Here is a 20,982-nt window from a genome sequence, read left to right on the forward strand (position 1 = left end):
CGACGGGGCCCGGAGCCGCCTGCTCAGTCAGCGGCTCCGGGCCCCGTCGTCATCCCACACACCCGACATTCAGACCATCAGGTCTTGGCGAGCGAATGTCGAGCCGGTGCCTGCTCTCGTTCGCTCATGAGGGGAACACTACGGACGCAGGTTCGGGATTCCACGCGAAAATCATCAGAGGTTCATTGGAAGCGCCTAGGCGTCGGCGGGGAGGGTGGGCTTCGGCGGGTCGTCGAGGGCCGCCAGGTCGCGCTGCCAGATGCACACGTCGCGCCATTCGCCGTGCTTGTATCCGGCGGCGCGGATGGTGCCGACCCGTTCGAAGCCGAAGGCGGCGTGCAATGCCTCACTGCCGGGGTTCGGCTGCGTCACCTGCGCCATCACGCTGCGGAAGCCCTGCCGCTCCAGGCGCTCGAACAGCTCGCCGTAGAGCAGTGAGCCGACCCGCTTCCCGCGGTGGCCGTCGGCGACGTACACCGTCGCCTCGGCGGTCCAGGCGTAGGCGTCGCGGGGGTTCCAGGGCCCGGCGTAGGCCACCCCGGCCACCTCGCCGCCGGACTCGGCCACCAGCCACGGGTACCGGCCGCCGTAGGTCTCCAGCAGCGCCGACCACTGGTCGGCCAGATACGGCTCGGTCCGGAAGTTCGCGGTGCTGTGCGCGATGTAGTGGTTGATGATCGCGCAGATCGCGGGCACGTCGTCGGGCCGGGCGGTGCGCACGGTGACAGCCTCGATGTCGCTCATGATGAGCAAGCTTAGCGAGGCGGAGGCGTCACCAGATCGTGCTGGGCCGCCACGCCACGAGCGAGGGGCGCAGGCCGCCCGTCGCCCGGAAGTCCTCGACCGCGCGGGCCAAGGTGCTCAGGGCGATGTGGGAATCGGAGGGGAAGACGCCGGCCGAGTCCATGTCGCGGTAGAGCTTGACCTCGGGGTGGCGCTCGACCGCCGAGTAGGAGACCCAGGCGCCGGGGCCGTAGTCCTCGCCGCCGGGGCCGTAGTAGGCGAGGGCGCCGATCTCCGTCTCCCGGTCGGCGGCGATCTTGAGCCCGTGGTCGGGGCGGCCGCCGGGCTCGTACCCGGGGCGGTCGCGCACGAGCGCGGTGGGGACCTGGGCCAGGTTCACGGCCATGATGGTCGCTATGGCGGCGGCGACGCCGTCGGGGTCGCAGGCGAGGAGTATCTGCGGTCCGCTGTCGGTGGTCTGGAGCCTGAACTCGGCGCAATAGCCCGCGATATGGGCGCTCGTTGGTCCAGTGCTCATCGGTGGTTCTCCTTCCGCGAGCGGGGTGACTTGCGTGAGGGAGTGGGATTCAAGACGGATAGCCATGGTGGACACCGCACCTCATCATGTCGGGTTTTGGGAACGACAGTACGTGCGCGAACGGGCCATATGAGCGATGAGTCGGGAAATTGACACTAATGCGCAGATTCGTTGCGGCAACCTGCCTGTGCAAATAGCAGATTCCACTGGGGAGTGATCGTCGAGCGCCGAGCGACATGACCGACGGTCGCCGCCATTGCGCGCCTTGCGTTCCATTCCAGTCTCCTCGAAGCGCCGATAGGACCGAAGCGCCATTTCACCCACTCGGTGCTCACGGACTGTCCGATTGGCGACACGATTTCCGATCGCGCTCATCCGACGGATGCTTCAGTTCATCGCCGAAGGCCCGTCGGGCAAGATTGGGGCATGCGTGTAGAGCTGCTCGGACCGCTCCGGGTCCTCGACGACTCCGGGGCCGAGACCGCCGTGCCCGCCGGGAGGCAGCGCACCCTGCTCACCCGCCTCGCCGTCGACCCAGGACGCCTCGTCCCCGCCGCCGCGCTCATCGACGCCCTCTGGCCGGACGCGCCGCCCGCCAACGCCTCCGGGGCGCTCCAGACCCAGGTCTCGCGCCTCAGGCGCCTGATCGGCGACCGCCTCCGCTCCGACTCCGGCGGCTACCGCCTCACCGACGCCACCACCGACATCGCCGACTTCGAGCGCCTCGCGTCCGAATCAGCCACTCCGGGCGCCGCCGCGGGCACCGTCAGGCAACGCTGCGAGGAGGCCCTCGCGCTGTGGCGCGGCCCCGCCCTGGCCGACGCCGCCGAATCCGCCTTCGCCGACACCGAGACCACCCGGCTCACCGCGCGCCGCGAGTCCGTCGCCTCCCGGCTCGTCGAGGCCCGCCTCGAACTCGAGGGCGCCGAAGCCGTCCTCGCCGAACTCGCCGCCCGCAACGCCGCCGACCCGCTCTCCGAGACCGACGCCGGGCGCTACATGCGCGCACTGGCCGCCGCGGGCCGCCAGGCCGAGGCGCTGGCCGTCTACGAGAAGACCCGCTCCCGCCTCGCCGACGAGCTCGGCGTCGACCCCTCGCCCGCCCTCGCCACCGCCCACCTCGACATCCTGCGCGGCGTCGAGGCGGCCCCCGCCCCGCAGCGCACCAGCGCCCTCCCCGAACCGCTCACCGCCTGCATCGGCCGCGAACGCGACCTCGACGCCATCGGCGGCCTCATGGACTCGGGCCGCCTGGTCACGCTCACCGGCCCCGGCGGCACCGGCAAGACCAGGCTCGCCATCGAGGCCGCCCACCGCGCCGAGGACCGCGGCGAGACGGTGCGGCTGGTCGAACTCGCGCCGCTCAGCGACCCGCTCCAACTGCCCGACCTGGTCTTCGAATCGCTGCGCATCGGCGAGTCGATCCTCGCCCGCCGCCCCGACGACGCCCGCGACCGGCTCGTGGAGGCCCTGCGCGGCCGCGAACTGCTCCTCGTCGTCGACAACTGCGAGCACCTGATCGGGCCGGTCGCCGACCTCACCGCCCACCTGCTGGCCCGCGTCCCCGGCCTCCGGGTGCTCGGCACCAGCCGCGAGGCCCTCGGCATCACCGGCGAGGCCGTGTACCCGCTCGGCCCGCTCGCCCTCCCCGCGGACGGCACCGCGGCTCCGGAGGCGTACTCGGCCGTCCGGCTGTTCGCCGAGCGGGCCCGCCAGTCCGACCCGTCCTTCGCGCTCACCGGCGCGAACGCCGCCCTGGTCGCCCGCACCTGCGCCGCGCTCGACGGCCTGCCGCTCGCCATCGAGCTCGCCGCCGCGCGGCTGCGCTCCATGACCCTCGACGACCTCGCCGCCCGACTCGACGACCGGTTCGCCCTCCTCACCAGGGGCGACCGCACCGCCGCCCCCAGGCAGCGCACCCTCCGCGGCGTCGTCGACTGGAGCTGGGACCTGCTCGAACCCGCCGAGCGGCGCGTCCTGGCCCGCATGTCGGTGTTCAACGGGGGAGCGGACCTCGCGGCCGTCACGAAGGTGTGCTCGACCTCGGTCGACACCGTCGCCGGGCTCGTCGACAAGTCGCTCGTCCAGCGGCTCCCCTCCGGCAGGTACCGGCTGCTGGAGACCGTCCGCGAGTACGCCGCCGAGCGGCTCGCCGAGGTCGGGGAGACCGCCGCGATGTACCTCGCCCACTGCGAGCACTACGCCGACCGCGCCGCCGAGGCCGGGCCGCATTTCGCGGCGGCCGAGCAGGTCGAGTGGCTCGACCGCCTCGGCGCCGACCACGGCAACGTGACCGCGGCGGTCCGCCGCATGATCGCCGCGGGGAACGCCGCCGCCGCGCACCGCATCATGGGGCCCCTCGCCTGGTACTGGTGGATGCGCGGCTACCGCAAGGAGGGCCAGGAGCTGGCGTTCCAGGTGCGGGCCATGGAAGGGGAGGCCGACCCCCTCGACCGGGCCCTGGTCTGCATGTCGGGCACCTGGGGCCTGTGGGCCGGCCAGCTCGACCCCTCCGACATCGCCTCGGGGTGGGAGGAGGCCGGCAGGCTCGCCGAAGAGCACGACCTGTTCGACCGGTTCCCGACGCTGAAGCTGGTCCCGGCGCTGCTGGGCATCCTCGCGGACGACGAGGAGGCGGTGCGCCGCACCTTCGACGGACTCGACGGCGAGGAGGACCTCCAGTCCAGGGGCATCGTCCTGCTGTTCTGCTCCGGCTATTCGGAGCGGGCGGGCGACCTCGACCGGGCGGAGGCCGAACTGACCGAGTGCAACGCCGTCTTCGAAGTGCTCGGGGAGCGCTTCGGCCTGCTCATGTCGCTCCAGGCCCTGGCCGGGATCAGCGAGGCCAAGGGCGATTACGCCGAGGCCCGCCGCCTGCTGACCCGCGCGCTGCGGATCGAGTCCGAGTTCGGCGCCGACCTGGCCGACTCGGTCATCACTGAGAGCCTGTGGCGCCTCGACGCGACGTACGGCGACGACCCGGAGGCCGTGCTCGCCCGCCTGCGCACCGAGCAGGCCCGCGCGGCCCGCTCCTGGAGCTCCGAGAACGTCATGGCGGCGCGCGTCTCCGCCGCCGTGTGCCTGCGCCGCCTCGGACGGCCCGAGGATGCCCGCGACGAGCTGCTCGCGGCCGAGGCCGACCGCCCGGAGTACGTCAAGTTCTCCGACGTCGCGCAGCGGCTCTACCGGCAGCTCGCCGAGGTGGCGAGCGAACTCGGCGACCGCGACTTGGAGCGTCGGGCCGCCGAGATGCGCATCGACGAGGGCTGGCCGTTCAGTTCATGAGCTTGCGGCGGTAGGCCCGCAGCGACAGCGGCACGAACACCGCCAGCGTTCCGGCGCACCAGGCGGCCAGGGACAGCAGGTAGCCCCCGGAGACGTCCCCGGCGAGGACGCCGCGCACCGATTCGGCCACCGCGGTCACCGGGTTGACCCTGGCGACCCATTGGAGCGCGTCCGGCAGGGTGTCGATCTCGATGAACGCCGTCGAGATGTACGACAGCGGCATCAGCAGCGCGATCATCCAGGTCTGGATCTGGTCCTCGGTCTTGGCGGTGAGGCCGACCAGGACCATCGTCCAGGAAGCGCAGAAGAGGAAGGCCAGCACGATCGCGGCGGCCGCGATCACGTCGGCGGCACCGGCCTCGGGCCGGTAGCCGATCGCGAAGGCGACCCCGCCGACGACCAGCAGCGCCCAGGCGTGCTTGACCATGTCGGCCGCCACGCGGCCGCCCAGCAGCGCGAACCGGGACACCGGCATCGCCGTCAGGCGGTCGAACACCCCGGACTTGAGGTCGGCGTGCAGACCGAGGCCGGTGGTCGGGATCGCGAAGAACAGGCCCATGACGATGATCGTCGGCCCCGCGTACTGCAGGAAGTCCTGCCAGCTGCCCATCATCTGGCCGCCCATGAAGAACGTGATGGACAGCAGGATCATCAGCGGGATCATGAAGAACTCGATCAGCGTCGCCGGGTTGTTCCTGATCGAGGCGAGCGAGCGCGCCGCCATCGACGCCGTCTGCGCGAACGTGCCGCGGCGCGTGTTCCAAGTCGTCGCCGTCATGCCGCGACCTCCTCTTTCTCATCGTTCGACTCGGCCCTGTGGCCGGTCAGGGTCAGGAACACCTCGTCGAGCGTGGGCTCGTCGAGTCCGAACGAGGCCAGGTCGACCCCGGCCTGCGTCACGCGCGACATCACCGCCGTGGCCTCCCCGGCGTGGGCGACCGGCACGACCGCCTCGCCCTCCTCGATCTTGGCCGCGGCGCCGATCGTCCCGTCGGCGAGGACGACCAGCTGCGGCAGGGCCTCGGGCCGCACCGGCCGCATGCGCAGCACGAGGCCGCCGACCATCCGCTTGAGCTCGGCCGGCGCGCCGGAGGCGATGACGCGCCCGGCGTCGATGACCGCGATCGAGTCGGCCAGCTGGTCGGCCTCCTCCAGGTACTGGGTGGTCAGGAGCACCGTGGTGCCCTCGGCCACCAGGTCGCGGACGACGTCCCACAGCCCGCCCCGGCTCTTCGGGTCCAGGCCGGTGGTCGGCTCGTCCAGGAACAGCACCTCGGGGCGGCGGACGACGGACGCGGCCAGGTCCAGGCGGCGGCGCATCCCGCCGGAGTACTTGCCGGCGGGCCGACTCGCCGCGTGGACGAGGTCGAACCGCTCGAGCAGCTCGGCCGCCCGGGCCTTCGCCTGGGGGCGGGAGGCGCCGAGCAGGCGGGCGATGAGCACGAGGTTCTGCTCGCCGGTCAGGTTCTCGTCCAGACCGGCGTACTGGCCGGTCAGGCCGATGCGGTCGCGGACCTCGTCGGCCTTCGCGACCACGTCGAGCCCCAGGACGCGGGCGGTGCCGGCGTCGGGGTGGGTGAGGGTGCTCAGGATCCGGACCGCGGTGGTCTTGCCGGCGCCGTTGGGGCCGAGGACTCCCAGGACCGATCCGGCGGGGGCGGTGAGGTCGACGCCGTCGAGGGCGCGGACGTCGCCGAATGCCTTCACCAGCCCTCTGACCTCGATCGCGTGTCGCATGGCATGCCTTTCCGGTTTCGTCTTGCTGTGACGAGACCAGCGTGCGGGCGCGTTCTTTCACCGCGCTCGCACTGGCCTTGCACCGCGCTTGCACCGCGCCGCGGGAAGCGAAAGGGGCCGCACCCCCGACGGGATGCGGCCCTGGTGAAGGGAGGGATCAAGCCCCTTGCGGCGATGTCCGCGAGCCGTAAATTAACCCTTGATGGCCCCCGTGATGACGGCCTTGGTGAAGTGCTTCTGGATGAACGGGTACATGATCACGATCGGCACGATCGTGCAGACCACGACGGCCATCTTGAGCGCCGCCGTGGGAGCGGCCGCGGTCGACTGGTACTGCGCGGCGTTGGAGGCCGCTCCCGGCAGGCCCTGCGTCGACATGAGCATCCGCTGCAGCACCACCTGGATCGGCTGCGTGTCCAGGCCCGGCGTGTACAGCACCGCCTGGAAGTAGATGTTCCAGTAGCCGACGGCGTAGAACAGCGCGATGACCGCCAGGATCGCCTTCGACATCGGCAGCACGACCCGGAACAGGATCCGGAACTCCCCGGCGCCGTCCATCTTCGCCGCGTCGATGAGCTCGCCGGGCACGCTGGTCATGAAGAACGAGCGCAGCACGATGAGGTTGAAGGCGTTGAGCGCCATCGGCAGGATCAGCGACAGGTAGTTGTCGAACAGGCCCAGCTGCTGGACCACCAGGAAGCTCGGGTACATGCCGGGGGCGAACAGGAAGGTGAACAGGATCAGCATCAGCAGCGGGCGGTGCCCCAGCGATCCGGGCCGCGAGAGCCCGTAGGCCGCGCCGATGGTGAGCACCATGCTGATCGCGGTGCCGCCGACGGTGAGGATGATCGTCAGGAGCAGCGAGTCGGTGAGCGCCCCGCCGCTGAAGATCTCCTGGTAGGCCCGGAGACTCAAGTCGGTGGGGAGGATCAGCAGGTTCCCGCCGGCGCGGTTGAGCGCGTCCTCGCTGGCGAAGCTGGTGGCCACGACCGCCCACAGCGGGATGATGATGGCCGCCGCGTAGCAGATCAGGAACGCGGCCTTGGTCAGCTTCCCGAAGAGCGACGGCTCCTCGTCCCAGGAGGGCCGCCGGTTCTTGACTCGCGGCTTTTGGAGGCGGATGTCGGTGGTGCTCATGACTTCTGGTAGATCCCTTGCTCTCCGAGGCGGTGGGCGATGTGGTTGGCGGCCAGGACCAGCAGCAGCCCGATGATGCCCTTGAACAGGCCCGCCGCGGTGCCGAGCGACTCGCCGTTGGAAGACAGGATCGTCCGGTAGTAGACGAAGGTGTCGAGCACTTCGGTGGTCTGGTAGCCGACGGCCTCACGCTGGAGCTGGTACTGCTCGAAGCCGACGGTGAGGATGGTGCCGATCTGGAGGATGAGCAGGAGCACGATGACCGGCCTGATGCCGGGGAGGGTGATGTGCCACATGCGGCGCCAGCGGCTCGCCCCGTCGACGGCGGCGGCCTCGTAGAGGCTGGGATTGATCGACGAGAGCGCGGCCAGGAAGATGATCATGCCCCAGCCCGCGTCCTTCCACGTCCACTGCATCCAGGCCAGGAACATGAAGCTGTCGGGGTCGGCGGTGACGTTGAGCCTGTCGCCGCCGAAGCCCAGCATCCAGTTGCTGACCAGGCCGTCGGCGCCGAGCATCTGGATGAACACGGTGACGACCAGGACCCAGGAGAAGAAGTACGGCAGGTAGACGATCGACTGGAAGACGCTGCGGACCCGGGTCGAGATGACGCTGTGCATGACCAGGGCGAGGAAGATCGACAGCGGGAAGACGAGGGCCAGCTGCGCCAGCGCGAACTGGAGCGTGTTGACCAGCGCGGGCATGAAGTACGGGTCGGAGAACAGCCGCCCGAACCAGGCGAAGCCCACGAACGGGTTCTCCCAGAAGGGCCGGTACGGACTGTAGTCCATGAACGCGATGATGTTCCACGACGAGGGCCAGTAGAAGAACACCGAGAGTTGGGCCAGCGCCGGGAGGGTCATGATCAGCAGGGGCCAGTCGTGGCGAAGCCGCTGCGACACCGTCTGCTTGCGGACGATGCGAGGCCTGTCCGGAGCCCCGCCTGCGGCCGGAGGCGCTGAGGTCTTGAGTGCTGCCATTGCTTTTGAGAATCCAGTCGTGAGTCCGGTGGAGGGTCGGGGGAACGGCGACGGCCGGACGACCGCGAGGCCGCCCGGCCGGTCGGTCAGCCGTGGAGGGCCTTGTACGCGGCCGTGTAGTGCTCGCGACCGGCCTCGCCACCGTTGTTGAGGAACGTCTCGACCATCTCGGGGATCGCCGAGAGGTCGGCGCGTCCGTAAGCGATGTCGTCCTGCTGGTCGATCAGGGTCTGACCGGCGGTCTTGAAGTCGGCCGGGCCCTCGACCCGCATGCCCTCCCAGATGTTGACCTCGGCGTAGTCCTTGACCGACGCGTTGTAGTCGAACTTCGCCTGGACGAAGTCGGGGGCGCCGGTGAGGAAGGTCTGCACCTGGCCCGAGAAGGTCTTGAAGTTGACCGGGGCCTGGACGACCTCGGTGCCGACCTCGGTGTGGACCGGGGTGCCGTCCTCGCCGTACTCGAACTGCTCGCCCTCGAAGCCGTACCACAGCATCTCGTACTCTTTGGTGCCGTACGGGGCGGAGCACCAGTTGGCGACGTCGAGGATCTCCTCGACCTGCTCCTGGTCGAGGTCCTTGCTGAGGAACAGCCAGCCCTCCACGCCGGTGCCGACGTGGACCAGCGGGGTCCGGCCGTTCGCGGCGAGCGCGCCGACCGGGGCGATCGCGCCCTCGACCTGGCCGCCGGCGGCCTGGGTGGAGTAGTCCTGCCACCACGACATGTTGTCCTGCTGGAACAGGATGGTGCCGGCCTTGTGCAGTTCCTTGCCGTCGAGCGTGCCGCTGGGGGCGTCGGGGTGGACGAGCTTCTCGTCCCAGGCGGTGCGGCGGAACTCCAGCCACTCGGTGTACTCGGGCCGCTCGCAGTTGTGGATGAGCTTGTCCTGCTCCTCGTCCCAGTACCAGCCGTCGCCGCTGGCCAGGTTGAACCACTGGGGCGAGATGTAGTCGAGGCCGAGGAAGGCCCAGCGCCCGGCCGCGTCGTCGGACCAGGTGCGGGCGACTTCGAGGAGCTCTTCGACCGAGGTCGGCATGGCCAGGCCGTCGGCCTCGAGCAGGTCGGTGCGGGCGAGCAGGCCGTTGCCGGGGCCGCCCCAGATGCTGCCGGGGACGCCGAAGATGCGGGCGGACTCGGGGTCCTCCGGGTCGGTGGACCACACCGACTGCCCCCAGGCGGCGGTCTGGCGCCCGGCCAGCAGCGGCCAGCGGTCGGCGATGTCGCCCTTGAGGATGTCGGTCAGGTCGTAGAAGCTGTTGACGACCGTCTCGCGGAAGTTGCTCTGCGAGGAGAGCATCCAGCTGAACAGGTAGATGCCGTTGCCGAACTCGTTCGCCTGGATCCACTGCGCGGAGGTCTCCGCGTAGGTGTTGCCGTCGGCCTGGCGCAGGTTGATCTCGGTGCCGCCCCATGCCTCGTGGAGGCCCGCGTAGTACGGGTCGTCCGCGGAAGGAACCGTGCCCCAGACCGGCATGGTGATCTCGTAGGTGCCGCTGCCGGAGGGCAGATCGGTGACCGCCTGGACCGGCTCGGGGTAGCTGGTGAACCCCGAGGGGTGGTTCGGCGGCTCGCCGACCAGGTCGGGCTCGAACGGGAGGGGCCATTCCTTGTAGGTGGGCAGGAAGTCGAAGCCCTCGGTGGTCTGGGAGGTGCCGCCGCCGGATTCGATGTCACTGCAAGCGGCGATCATGGGCAGGCCCGCGGCTCCTGCGGCGCCGAGGCCGGCTGCCTTGAAGAGGGAGCGGCGCCTGAACGGCGACCTGCGGGAGGGAGTAGCCACGTTGCGGTCCTTTCGGTCAAGTATTCGTGAGGGTTGAGAGGTGTGAGAGCCGGTAGTTAGTTCGGCTGCTCGATAAACTAAAGTAGCGCACGGTGATAACCGCTACAAGCGAGGGGTCCGGGCGAATCCATCGCGGATTGATCACGATTCGGGAAAGGCGTCGCCGGACGGGGCCTCGTGACGACCGGTTGTCGCCATCGAAGACAATTCCATCTACGGCTCGCAAGCTCTGCCGTGGAGGCCGATCCGCGGCTCGCAAGCGTCGCCGTGGAGGAGCCACAAGTTCAGCAGGAGGTAAGAATGGCGATGCGCATAGCGGCGAAGACCCCCGGCCAGGGCGTCGGCGCCGAGGGGGGGACCGGCCGCGCCCGGCGAGCCGACTTCACCGACGTGCGCGCCAACAACCTGGGCTACGTCCTGCGCCAGGTCCGCGCCGAGGGGCGGTGCTCGCGCGCCGACCTGGCGGCCAAGACCGGCTTGAACAAGGCCACCGTCTCCAGTCTCGTCGCCGAGCTCATCGAGCGCCGCGTCCTGCGCGAGTCCGGATCGGTCATCGGCAACATCGGACGGCCCGCCGTGCTGCTGAGTGTGGACACCGGCTACTACGCCTCACTCGGCGTCGAAGTCAATGTGGACTACATGACGCTCGTCGCGGTCGACTTGGCGGGCAACCGGCTCCTCAGCTGGCGCCGCGCCCACGACGGCGCCGGGTCCACCGCGGGCAAGTCGGTCTCGGCCCTGGCCGGCCTCGCCAAGCGCGCCGTGGACAAGATGGACGCCGAGGGCCGCCAGATCCTCGGCCTCGCCGTCGCCGTGCCCGGCATGATCGACAACGACGGCGTCGTCCAGCGCGCCCCCATGCTCGGCTGGGACGACTTCGACCTCACCGCCCGCCTCCACGCGGCCATGCGCGATCCGAAGTACGCCGTCTCGGTCGACAACGACGCCAACCTCGGCGCCGTCGCCGAGCAGCGCTTCGGCGCCTACGCGGGGGTCGGCAACATGATCTACCTGACCGGCGAGGTCGGCCTCGGCTCGGGGCTCATCGTCGACGGCGAGCTGCGCCGCGGCGCCACCGGCTTCGCCGGGGAGATCGGCAACCTCCTCATCGAGATCGACGGCCGCACCGGCCGCGTCGAGGACCTCGCCAGCGTCAGCGCCGTCCTGGCCGAGCTGGCCGAGACCGACCAGATCGCCGGGGCCGAAGTCGAGGCCGAAGTCGAGGACATCGTCACCCGCGCCCGCGCAGGGGAGGCCGACGTCGCGGCGGCCCTCCAGCGCATCGGGCGGGCCCTCGGCGCGGGCATCGCGCTGGCCGTGGACCTGCTCAACCCCGAGGCGGTCGTCCTCGGCGGCCACTACCAGGCCCTGAGTCCGTGGATCGTCCCCGCCGCCGAGGCCGAGCTCGCCGCGCGCGCCCACGCCTCGGGCGCCGGAGGCACCGAGATCGTCGTCTCCGCCCTCGGCCACGAGGCCCCCGCACTCGGCGCCGCCACCGGCATCCTCAACGACATCGACGCCGGTCTCATGCCCACCCCGCTGGGCTCTTGACCGCGCTTCGTCCGGGCTCCTGACCGGCTTCGTTCCCCAACTGTTACCTCGGCCGTCGCCGCAGGTCCCGGGCCTGCGGCGACGACCGCACCGCCGCTCGGCCCCCGCCCGCCTTGACGGGCGAGGGAGCGCCGGTGTAGAACACTTCTATTCCTTCAATCGAAGCGCTTCGAAAGCCGTAACCAGGTTTTCTGTTTCCGTAATCGAAGCGCTTCGACAAGACAGCGGCGTCCAAGCTAGGAAATCACGATGACCCACACCCGTCGCCCCGCCCACACCCCGAACCGGAGTGAACGCGGCGCTTTCCACACTGACGAAGCCCAGCCCGCCTTCCGCGACCCCTCCCTGCCCCGCGCCGAGCGCGTCGCCGACCTCCTCGGCCGCCTCACCCTCGACGAGAAGGTCGGCCTGCTCCACCAGTACCACCGCCCCGTCGAACGGCTCGGGATCGGCCCGTTCAAGACCGGCACCGAGGCCCTTCACGGCCTCGCGTGGCTCGGCGAGGCCACCGTCTTCCCGCAGGTCGTCGCGCTCGGCGCCACCTGGAACCCCGAACTCGTCCAGTCCGTGGGCGCCGCCGTCGCCGACGAGGTCCTCGCCTACCACCACCGCGACCCGGCGGGGGCCGGGCGCAACGTGTGGGCCCCCACCGTCAACCCGCTGCGCGACCCGCGCTGGGGCCGCAACGAGGAGGGCTACTCCGAGGACGCCTGGATGACCGGCCTCATGGGCGCCGCCTACGCCCGCGGCCTCAAAGGCGAGGGCGAGGTCTGGAAGACCGCGCCCACCGTCAAGCACTTCCTGGCCTACGGCAACGAGGCCGACCGCTGCACCACCTCGTCCAACATGCCGCCGCGCGTGCTGCGCGAATACGAGTTCGCCGCCCACCGCCCGGCACTGGCGAGCGGTGACGCCGTGGCGGTCATGCTGTCCTACAACCTCGTCAACGGCCGCCCCGCGCACGTCTCCCCGCTGGTGAACACCGAGCTGCGCACCTGGACCGCGGACGAGGTCCTCATCGTCTCCGACGCTTACGCCCCCAACAACCTCGCCGGTCTCCAGGGCTACTTCGACGACCTGCCGACCGCCTACGCCCACGCCGTCAAGGCCGGGCTGGACTCCTTCACCCAGGACGACGACAAGCCCGAGGCCGTCCTCGGCCACATCGAGGCCGCCCTCGAACGCGGCCTGCTGGGCGAGGACGACGTCGACACCGCCGTGCGCCGGGGCCTCACCGTCCGCTTCGGGCTCGGCGAGTTCGACCCCGAGGACCCGTACGCGGCCATCGGCGACGAGGCCGTCGACTCCGAGTCGCACCGGGCCCTCGCCCGCGAGGCCGCCACCCAGTCGATCACCGTCCTCAAGAACACGGGGATCCTGCCGCTGCGGGAGCCGAAGACGATCGCCGTCATCGGCCCGCTCGCCGATGTCCAGTTCGAGGACTGGTACTCCGGCACGCTGCCCTACGCCGTCACCGCCCGCGCGGGCCTCGCCGAGCGCGCCGAAGTGCGCTGCACGGAAGGCGTCGACCGCGTCCGCCTGCGCCACAAGAACGGCTACGTCACCGCGTCGTCCGACGGCTCGTCGGTGAGCATCGCCGAGTCCACCGGCGCCGCCGCCCAGTTCGACCTCTTCGACTGGGGCGGCTGGTCGTACGCGGCCCGCAACGTCGCCACCGGCAGGTTCATCGCCGGACGCGTCGACGGCACCGTCACCGCCGACTCCAAGGGCCCCAGCGAATGGGACGTCATCGAGACGTTCAAGATCGTCGAGGTCGAGGGCGGCAAGATCACCCTCCGCCAGATCCACAAGGAGGAGGGCGCCGAGACCGGCAAGTGGTTCGCCATCGGCGAGGACGGGCGCCTGACGCTGAGCGGGGACGCCGCGAACGCGGCCGCGTTCGACTTCGAGTTCGTCTCCAAGGGCCACGACGCCGCCGCCGAGCTCGCCGCCGCCGCCGACGTCGCCGTCGTGGTCGTCGGCGACCACCCGCTGGTCAACGGCCGCGAGACCGAGGACCGCACCGACCTCAACCTCCCCAATGCACAGGAATGGCTCCTGCGCCGGGTCTGCGAGGCGAACCCGAATACCATTCTGGTCATGTCCTCGTCCTATCCCTTCGCCCCCGCCTGGGCCGCGCGGCACGCGCCCGCGGTGGTGTGGTCGGGCCACGGTGGACAGGAATGGGGCCACGCCCTGGCCGACGTCCTCTTCGGCGACCGCGACGCCGAGGGCCGCCTGCCGCAGACGTGGTACACCGACGCCGCCGAGCTTCCCGCGATGCTCGACTACGACATCATCGCCTCCGACGCGACCTACATGTACTACCTCGGCCAGCCGCTGTTCCCCTTCGGGCACGGCCTGTCCTACGCCGACTTCACTTACGCGAACCTCACCGTCGACCGCACCCTGGCCGCCGCCGGGGACGAGCTCGCCGTCACCGTCGACGTGACCAACGCCTCCGAGCGCGACGGTGTCGAAGTCGTCCAGCTCTACTCCCACCAGTGCGGCTCGCGCGTCAAGCAGCCGCTGCGCCAGCTGCGCGGCTTCGAGAAGCTCCGCCTGGCCGCGGGCGAGACGCGGACCGTCTCGTTCACCGTCGCCGTATGCGACCTCGCGCACTGGGACAACGTCACCGGCCGCATGATCGTCGAGAAGAGCCGCCAGCGGCTCATGATCGGCCGCTCGGCCACCGACATCGTCCTCTCGGCGTCGGTCCGCGTCGACGGCGAGGTGGTCGGCCCCCGCGACCTCACGACCCCGCTCGCCGCGGCCGCCAACGACGCCTACTCCGGCGTCCTGTGGCGCGACGAGGACCAGGTGTCCGGCGACGTCATCGCCGCCGAGGAGGCCGGAGGCTGGATCATGCTCGGCGACTGCGACTTCGGCGACGCCGCATACGCGACCGTGACCGCCCGCGTCGCCGGGCAGCCTTCCCAGCTCACCCTGCGCGTCGACGACCCGCTCGACGGCGACGTCCTCGCCAAGATCGACACCCCGGCCACCGGCGGCGTCTACGACTACACCGACGTCACCGTCGAACTCGGCCGCGCCGAGGGCGTCAAGGACCTCTACGTCAGCTTCGAGAGCGGCCGGGTCCGCCTGGCGTCGCTCGGCTTCGGGCGGGCCGAGCGGTGAACGGCTCCCGCGGCGTCACCATCGCCGACGTGGCGGCGCGGGCCGGAGTCGCCGCGAGCACCGTCTCATACGTCCTGAGCGGGAAGCGGTCGATCTCGCCCGCCACCGCCCAGCGCGTCATGGACGCGGTGGCCGAGCTCGGCTACCACCCGCACGCCGGGGCCCGCTCGCTCGCGTCCCGCCGCGCCGGGGTCGTCGCCATGATGCTGCCGCTGCGCGACGGCATGCACCTGCCGGTGCTGATGCAGTTCGCCTCCGGCGCGGTCACCGAGGCCCGGCGCCACGACCAGGACGTGCTGCTCATGACCGCCGACGAGGGCCCCGCCGGGCTCGCGCGCGTGGCCGCCTCCTCGATCGTCGACGGGCTCATCCTCATGGACGTCGAGGTCCGCGACCCGCGCGTGGAGGCCCTGCGCCGCCTCGGCCTGCCGAGCGTCCTCATCGGGTTCCCCGCCGACGCCGCCGGGCTGACCTGCGTCGACCTCGACTTCACCGCCGCCGGCCGCGAATGCGCCGACTACCTGATCGGCCGCGGCTGCCGCGACATCGCCCTCCTGGGCGCCTCGGAGGCCGTCTACGAGCGGCGCACCGGCTTCGCCGAGCGGGTCCGCGCGGGCTTCCTCGGCCGCCGCGAGGCCTGCGACCGCGCCGAGACCAAGCCAATTTACGGCCTCGCGAACTCGGCCGTGGCCGTGCCGTGCCCGGACGACCCGGTCTCGGTGCAGCGGACCGTCAAGGAGCTGCTGGCCTCCCGGCCCGGTCTGACCGGCCTGGCCGTGCACAACGAACCGGCCGTCCCGCACGTGATGCACGCGCTGTCCGACGCCGGGAAGCTGGTGGGGGAGGACTTCCACGTCGTCGTCATCGGCCCCGACGAGGTCGGCGAGCGCGTCCACCCCCGGCTCCCCTCGGTGCTGGTCCCGGCCGAGCGGCTCGCCGAGATCGCCGTGGGCCACCTGATGCGCAAGCTCGACGGCCTCGACGTCCCCGAATCGACGCTCGTCGAACCGCAGCTCACGGTCCGTTGACGAACGGGGGCCGCGCGGGGGCCGTGTGGCAGAATGGCCGCGTGTTCACAGAGCAGCGGGTCGTGGTCTCGGCGGCCGAAGAGTCGCTCCCCCTGGCGATCCGGGAACTCGAGCTCGAACTCGGACCCGAGGCCGCGGTGGAGCCGATCGGCCCCGAGACGGTCGTCGTCACCGCTCCCGGCCTCACCGCCCAGGAGGTCGCCGACCGCTGCGAGGAGGCCCCGCTGGTCTTCCCCAGGCACCTCACCGTCGAGTCGGCGCTGCTCGCACCGGACGCGGACCTCGACCGGATCGCCGACGCCGCCCTCGAAGCGGTGCGCGAGGCCGGCGTCGAGAGCGACATCGCCGTCCAGTCGTGGGTGAGCGGCCGGTCCGGCTACGACTTCGGGCCCGCCCAGGCGTTCGCCGCCGTCGCCGACCGCCTCCGCGGCGCCGGCTACGAGGTGGCCAGGTCCGGCCGGTTCCACACCCTCTCGTGCTGCCTCACCGACCGAGGGGTGCTCTTGGGCGTCAACGAGACCCGCGACAGCCTCAGCGACTGGCCCGGCGGCGGCGTGCGCCTGTCCAAGAGCCGCGACCAGATCTCCCGCGCCGAGTTCAAGCTCGAGGAGGCGATCGGGGAGTTCGGCCTCGAGCTGCCCGAGGGCGGCAGGGCCGTCGACTTCGGCGCCGCCCCCGGCGGCTGGACCCGCATCCTGCGCCTGCACGGCCTGCGCGTGTGGGCCGTCGACCCCGGCGACCTGGACGAGCGCCTCGACGGCGACGACGGGATCAGGCACCTCGCGCTCACCGCCGGGAGGTTCCTGCGCAGCAACCGGACCGTCTTCGACGTCGCGGTCAACGACATGCGCATGGACCCGGACCTCAGCTGCGACCTGATGGTCCGCGCCGCCGAGACCCTCGCGCCCGGCGCGCTCGCGGTCGTGACGCTCAAGACCGGCAGCCGGGAGGTCCTCGAGACCGTCGACGCCGGTCTGCGGCGGCTCGGCGAGGCCTACGAGATCCTGCACGCCCGCCAGCTGCGCCACAACCGGCATGAGATCACCGTGATCGCCCGCAAGCGGTCCGGGGCCCCGTCCTAGGGCCGGGCCCCGGTCGGGCGCCGCCCTCGGTCACGTGTCGTTTTCGGGTGGCACCACGCCGTGGTCTTCGAGCCACGGGAGCGGGTCGACCGGCACGCCGTGGATGCGGACCTCGAAGTGCAGGTGCGGACCGGTCGAGTGGCCGGTGTTGCCGGTCAGGGACACCTTCTCGCCGGGGTCGACGTCCTCGCCGAGGTTGACGAGGATCTCGTCGGCGTGCCCGTAGGCGGTCTCGATGCCGCCGCCGTGGTCGATCACGACGAAGTTGCCGTAGCCGCTCACCCAGCCGGTGAAGGTGACCGTCCCGTCGCCGATGGCCAGGTTCGGCTCACCGGGCTCGTTCGCGAAGTCCAGCCCCTCGTGCATCCGGCCCCAGCGCTCGCCGAAGTCGGAGGAGATCTCGTCGTCGGAGGGGGTGACCCAGTGCGGGTGCGCCGCCTCGTACGCGGCCGCCTCGGCGGCCTCGCGCTCGGCTTCGGCCTGGACCTCCGCCTCGGCCTCGTCGAGCGCCCGCTTCTCGGCCTCGGCGGCGGCGCCCACCTCGACCGCCGAGCGCGCGGCCTCGCGCTGCACGGCGATCTCGTCGAGCACCGTTTCGACCGGCCAGGCGGTCTGTGGCGAATTGAGCGCTTCGGCGGCCCGTTCGGACCGGGCCTCGGCGGCCTGACCGCAGGCGGTCGCCAGCACCACCCCGGTGGTGATCGCGGTGACCAGGCCCGCGGTCACGAGACGACGGGTGTGACGTTCGCGACGGATCCGGCGCAGTCGCTCCACGGCCCGGAGGCGGCGGCTGGAGGATTCACGGTCGGGGTGCTTGTCGGAAAGATCGTGTATGCCCATAGCGCGGGGAAATCTACCCGGTCCGATCCGGACACATGGTCCATGACCAGGTGATACAACGCCCCAAGTGGTCCGCTTTCCAGGCTTTTAGGACTTCGCGGTCGGCGAGCGCTCCTACGAAAGGATGAGGGTGTTCACGTTCAGTGATCGAACATGTCCACGCAGTGTTCTCGGCTATATCGGGATGACCGTGACGCGCGCCGCCGCCTAGACTTGACGGGTCTGCCCGCTCGGGCAATCGAATCAATGTCTTGGGGGAGTGCCATGATCACCGCCACCGGTCTCGAGCTGCGCGCCGGTTCGCGCATCCTCCTGTCCGGGGCCGATCTGCGAGTGCAGCCCGGTGACCGGATCGGCCTCGTCGGCCGCAACGGCGCCGGCAAGACCACGACGATGAACGTCCTCGCCGGTCTCACCCAGCCCTACGACGGCCGCATCGAGAGCAACGGGCCCTTCGGCTACCTGCCGCAGGACCCGCGCTTCGCCGACCTCTCCCAGACCGCCGCCAACCGCGTGCTGTCGGCGCGCGGCCTCGACCGGCTGCTCGCCGACCTCCAGAAGACCGAGGCCGAGCTCGCCGAGACCGTCGACGACGCGTACCGCGACAAGCTCGTGCGCCGCTACTCCCGCCTCGAAGAGCAGTTCGCCGCCCGCGGCGGCTACGCGGCCGAGGCCGACGCCGCGCGCATCTGCTCGAACCTCGGCCTGGAGGACCGCATCCTCGGCCAGTCGCTGGCGACCCTCTCCGGCGGCCAGCGCCGCCGCGTCGAGCTCGCCCGCATCCTCTTCGCCGACGACGGCGACGGCATCCTCCTGCTCGACGAGCCCACCAACCACCTCGACGCCGACTCCATCAACTGGCTGCGCGGCTTCCTCGCCGGGCACAAGGGCGGCCTGGTGCTCATCACGCACGACGTCGAACTGCTCGACGAGGTCGTCAACAAGGTGTGGTTCCTCGACCCCACCCGCTCGGTCATCGACGCCTACAACCTCGGCTGGAAGGCCTACCAGCGCCAGCGGGCCGAGGACGCCGAGCGGCGCCGCCGCGAGCGGGCCAACGCCGAGAAGAAGGCCACCGCCCTCACCAAGCAGGCCGCCAAGCTCGGCGCGAAGGCCACCAAGGCCAAGGCCGCCAAGAACATGCTGCGCCGCGCCGAGGCCATGATCGACGACCTCGAAGACGACATCCTGACCGAGAAGGTCGCCGACGTGCGCCTGCCCCAGCCCGCCTCGTGCGGGAAGGTCCCGCTCACCGCCGCCGGCCTGTCCAAGCACTACGGCTCGCTGGAGATCTTCTCCGGGGTCGACCTGGCGATCGACCGCGGCTCGCGCGTGGTCATCCTCGGCCTCAACGGCGCGGGCAAGACAACGCTGCTGCGCATCCTGGGCGGGTCGCTCGAACCCGACACCGGCGAGGTCACCCCCGGACACGGGCTGCGCATCGGCTACTTCGCGCAGGAGCACGACACGCTCGACCACACCGGGACCGTCCTGGAGCAGATGCAGTCCGCCGCCTCCGACTCGGGCGCGGACCTGCCGGACGCCGAACTGCGCAAGATCCTCGGCGCGTTCCTGTTCCCCGGCGAGGACGTCCACAAGCCCGTGCACGTCCTCTCCGGCGGCGAGAAGACCCGCCTGGCGCTGGCCAGCCTCGTCTGCTCGGGCGCGAACGTGCTGCTGCTCGACGAGCCGACGAACAACCTCGACCCGGCGAGCCGCCAGCAGGTGCTCGACGCCGTCGACGGCTTCGCCGGGGCGATCGTCATGGTCACCCACGACCCGGGCGCGGTGGAGGCCCTGCGCCCCGAGCGGGCGATCCTCCTGCCCGACGGCGACGAGGACCTCTGGTCCGACGACCTGATGGAACTCGTCGAACTCGCCTGAGGACCGCTCAGGAGTACATCATCACGATCGCGGCGCACGCCCCCGCGGCGGCCGACGCCATCAGCGGCACCCTGATCGACCGGCCGCGCCGCTCGGCGGCCCTCGAACCGTGCCGCGACGCGGTGGCCGCCACGACCAGCCACGGGCACAGCGCCACCCAGCCGTACTCGGGCCGATCGGGGTTCGCGCCGCTCAGCGGCGCCAGCAGCAGCGCCATGATCGGCCCGGCCATGAGCGGCCACGCCGAACCGGTCCCGAAGCGCCGCAGGCTCTCCACGATCGCCGGGCCGCACGCCGCGCACACCAGCGCCGGCATGAGCAGCAGCCACCACAGCTGCCCCGGATGCGCCGCGATCTCGCCGACCGCCGCGTCGTACGTGTCGATCAGCCCCGCGGGCCACGAATTGCCGAACGTCGCCGCGAACGCCAGCACGCCCAGGGCCGCCGCGGCGGACGTGAGGATGTGCCAGGGGCGGCGGCGCGCGAAGTACAGGCACAGCAGCGAGACGGCGAACCAGGCCGCCCCGTAGGACAGCAGCGCCGCGATCCCGAGCAGGCCGCCGGTGGCCGCCGCGCCCCAGAACGCGCGGCCGCCCTTGACGCGCCGCTCGGAGGTCACCGCGCCCGCGGCGAGGACCGCGGCGCACGCGGCCGCGGCGACGCCGTCCATGCCCAGGGTGGTCCAGGCCGCCCACGGGCCGAGGATGAGCACCGGCGCGAGCGCGCGGGCCGCGACCGGCCCGCACACCGATCGGACCGCCACGAGCGTCAGCGGCACCGCCAGGCACGAGAGCGCCGTGACGGTGATGGCCAGGCCCGCCTGCGAACCGGTGTAGGCCACGAGCTGCCCGATGGCGGCGACCGAACCGGGCGTATCGGTCGGAGTGGTGGTGGGGTCGACATTGGTGTGCAGCGCCCCCGACCACGTCAGCGAGGCCAGATAGGACAGCACCAGCAGGTTGTGCCACGACATCCGCGCCGCCGCGGGCCGGTGCGCGGCCCACAGCACCGCCGCGGCCGTCAGCGGCGCGACCACCATGCCGGCGGTGACGTGCAGCGACAGGTTCTGAGACGGCCACCACGGCAGCGTGGAGGGCCCCACCACCTCGGAGAAGGACACGGCCACCGAGGCCAGCGTCAGCGTCGCGACCAGCAGCGACACCCAGATGACGATGTCACGCCACTGCTGGTGGCGCACCCGGCTCTCGGCGAGGGCGTCCACCGAGCCGGTTAGCGGAGTCTGCGGCGCGGTCACGTCACGAAACTATCGGGTATCCGACA

15 protein-coding genes are annotated in these 20,982 nt (G+C 71.3%); 6 read left to right on the top strand and 9 right to left on the bottom strand.

From position 1 onward, the window contains the following. Positions 1–195: 195 nt before the first annotated feature. A complete protein-coding gene (locus H613_RS0105165; protein WP_026922983.1) occupies positions 196–744 on the bottom strand; it encodes a GNAT family N-acetyltransferase in 549 nt (182 codons plus the stop codon). 28 nt (positions 745–772) lie between these two features. Continuing rightward, positions 773–1,261, bottom strand: a complete 489-nt coding sequence (locus H613_RS0105170) for an Imm1 family immunity protein (RefSeq protein ID WP_026922984.1) — start codon at positions 1,259–1,261, stop codon at positions 773–775. A 426-nt stretch (positions 1,262–1,687) separates the two neighbouring features. On the opposite strand from H613_RS0105170, the gene H613_RS24465 reads away from it, so the two are divergent. Continuing rightward, positions 1,688–4,546, top strand: coding sequence for an AfsR/SARP family transcriptional regulator (locus H613_RS24465; protein WP_051392966.1), 2,859 nt, complete (start codon positions 1,688–1,690; stop codon positions 4,544–4,546). Here the strand turns inward: H613_RS24465 and H613_RS0105180 are convergent. From H613_RS0105180 to H613_RS0105200, 5 genes are all read right to left on the bottom strand, one after another. After that, positions 4,536–5,324, bottom strand: a complete 789-nt coding sequence (locus H613_RS0105180) for an ABC transporter permease (protein WP_026922985.1) — start codon at positions 5,322–5,324, stop codon at positions 4,536–4,538. The two genes, H613_RS24465 and H613_RS0105180, sit on opposite strands and share 11 nt — an antisense overlap. Next, a complete protein-coding gene (locus tag H613_RS0105185; protein ID WP_026922986.1) occupies positions 5,321–6,283 on the bottom strand; it encodes a daunorubicin resistance protein DrrA family ABC transporter ATP-binding protein in 963 nt (320 codons plus the stop codon). The genes H613_RS0105180 and H613_RS0105185 overlap by 4 nt, the downstream gene beginning before the upstream one ends. Positions 6,284–6,475: 192 nt before the next feature. Beyond that, complete coding sequence (locus H613_RS0105190; protein ID WP_051392967.1) at positions 6,476–7,420, bottom strand: carbohydrate ABC transporter permease; 945 nt, start codon at positions 7,418–7,420, stop codon at positions 6,476–6,478. Further along, positions 7,417–8,400, bottom strand: a complete 984-nt coding sequence (locus tag H613_RS0105195; RefSeq protein ID WP_026922988.1) for an ABC transporter permease — start codon at positions 8,398–8,400, stop codon at positions 7,417–7,419. Before H613_RS0105195 ends, H613_RS0105190 begins: the two co-directional genes overlap by 4 nt. 86 nt (positions 8,401–8,486) lie before the next feature. After that, positions 8,487–10,178 carry a type 2 periplasmic-binding domain-containing protein gene (locus H613_RS0105200; protein WP_156925834.1) on the bottom strand — a complete coding sequence of 564 codons (1,692 nt, stop codon included), beginning with the start codon at positions 10,176–10,178 and terminating at the stop codon, positions 8,487–8,489. Between the two features lie 300 nt (positions 10,179–10,478). On the opposite strand from H613_RS0105200, the gene H613_RS24470 reads away from it, so the two are divergent. The 4 genes from H613_RS24470 (at position 10,479) to H613_RS0105220 (ending at position 16,977) form a co-directional block, all read left to right on the top strand. Further along, positions 10,479–11,729: an ROK family transcriptional regulator gene (locus H613_RS24470; RefSeq protein ID WP_211234709.1), complete on the top strand. Its 1,251-nt coding sequence runs from the start codon at positions 10,479–10,481 to the stop codon at positions 11,727–11,729. 249 nt (positions 11,730–11,978) lie between these two features. Next, positions 11,979–14,867, top strand: coding sequence for a glycoside hydrolase family 3 protein (locus tag H613_RS24475; RefSeq protein ID WP_084546366.1), 2,889 nt, complete (start codon positions 11,979–11,981; stop codon positions 14,865–14,867). After that, complete coding sequence (locus H613_RS0105215) at positions 14,864–15,895, top strand: LacI family DNA-binding transcriptional regulator (protein ID WP_026922990.1); 1,032 nt, start codon at positions 14,864–14,866, stop codon at positions 15,893–15,895. The genes H613_RS24475 and H613_RS0105215 overlap by 4 nt, the downstream gene beginning before the upstream one ends. Before the next feature lie 41 nt (positions 15,896–15,936). Next, positions 15,937–16,977 (top strand): SAM-dependent methyltransferase, encoded by a 1,041-nt coding sequence (locus tag H613_RS0105220; protein ID WP_211234710.1) that lies wholly within the window; start codon positions 15,937–15,939, stop codon positions 16,975–16,977. Positions 16,978–17,007: 30 nt separating this feature from the next. Here the strand turns inward: H613_RS0105220 and H613_RS24480 are convergent, their stop codons facing one another. Beyond that, positions 17,008–17,817 (bottom strand): M23 family metallopeptidase, encoded by an 810-nt coding sequence (locus H613_RS24480; protein ID WP_169731951.1) that lies wholly within the window; start codon positions 17,815–17,817, stop codon positions 17,008–17,010. A gap of 264 nt (positions 17,818–18,081) precedes the next feature. Between H613_RS24480 and H613_RS0105230 the strand changes: the two genes are divergently transcribed. After that, positions 18,082–19,701 carry an ABC-F family ATP-binding cassette domain-containing protein gene (locus tag H613_RS0105230; protein WP_026922992.1) on the top strand — a complete coding sequence of 540 codons (1,620 nt, stop codon included), beginning with the start codon at positions 18,082–18,084 and terminating at the stop codon, positions 19,699–19,701. Between the two features lie 7 nt (positions 19,702–19,708). On the opposite strand, the gene H613_RS0105235 is transcribed toward H613_RS0105230, so the two are convergent. Beyond that, positions 19,709–20,956, bottom strand: a complete 1,248-nt coding sequence (locus tag H613_RS0105235; protein WP_156925835.1) for a hypothetical protein — start codon at positions 20,954–20,956, stop codon at positions 19,709–19,711. Positions 20,957–20,982: the final 26 nt, after the last annotated feature.

Source organism: Glycomyces arizonensis DSM 44726 (genome assembly GCF_000482705.1).
Lineage (GTDB): Bacteria > Actinomycetota > Actinomycetes > Mycobacteriales > Micromonosporaceae > Glycomyces > Glycomyces arizonensis.

What these genes read in the sequence shown, in the direction of transcription:
- H613_RS0105230 (WP_026922992.1), top strand. Translation starts at nt 18,082, where the DNA reads ATGATCACCGCCACCGGTCTCGAGCTGCGCGCCGGTTCGCGCATCCTC.
- H613_RS0105180 (WP_026922985.1), bottom strand. Translation starts at nt 5,324, where the DNA reads ATGACGGCGACGACTTGGAACACGCGCCGCGGCACGTTCGCGCAGACG.
- H613_RS0105165 (WP_026922983.1), bottom strand. Translation starts at nt 744, where the DNA reads ATGAGCGACATCGAGGCTGTCACCGTGCGCACCGCCCGGCCCGACGAC.
- H613_RS24475 (WP_084546366.1), top strand. Translation starts at nt 11,979, where the DNA reads ATGACCCACACCCGTCGCCCCGCCCACACCCCGAACCGGAGTGAACGC.
- H613_RS24470 (WP_211234709.1), top strand. Translation starts at nt 10,479, where the DNA reads ATGGCGATGCGCATAGCGGCGAAGACCCCCGGCCAGGGCGTCGGCGCC.
- H613_RS0105190 (WP_051392967.1), bottom strand. Translation starts at nt 7,420, where the DNA reads ATGAGCACCACCGACATCCGCCTCCAAAAGCCGCGAGTCAAGAACCGG.
- H613_RS0105170 (WP_026922984.1), bottom strand. Translation starts at nt 1,261, where the DNA reads ATGAGCACTGGACCAACGAGCGCCCATATCGCGGGCTATTGCGCCGAG.
- H613_RS24465 (WP_051392966.1), top strand. Translation starts at nt 1,688, where the DNA reads ATGCGTGTAGAGCTGCTCGGACCGCTCCGGGTCCTCGACGACTCCGGG.
- H613_RS0105185 (WP_026922986.1), bottom strand. Translation starts at nt 6,283, where the DNA reads ATGCGACACGCGATCGAGGTCAGAGGGCTGGTGAAGGCATTCGGCGAC.
- H613_RS0105195 (WP_026922988.1), bottom strand. Translation starts at nt 8,400, where the DNA reads ATGGCAGCACTCAAGACCTCAGCGCCTCCGGCCGCAGGCGGGGCTCCG.
- H613_RS24480 (WP_169731951.1), bottom strand. Translation starts at nt 17,817, where the DNA reads ATGGGCATACACGATCTTTCCGACAAGCACCCCGACCGTGAATCCTCC.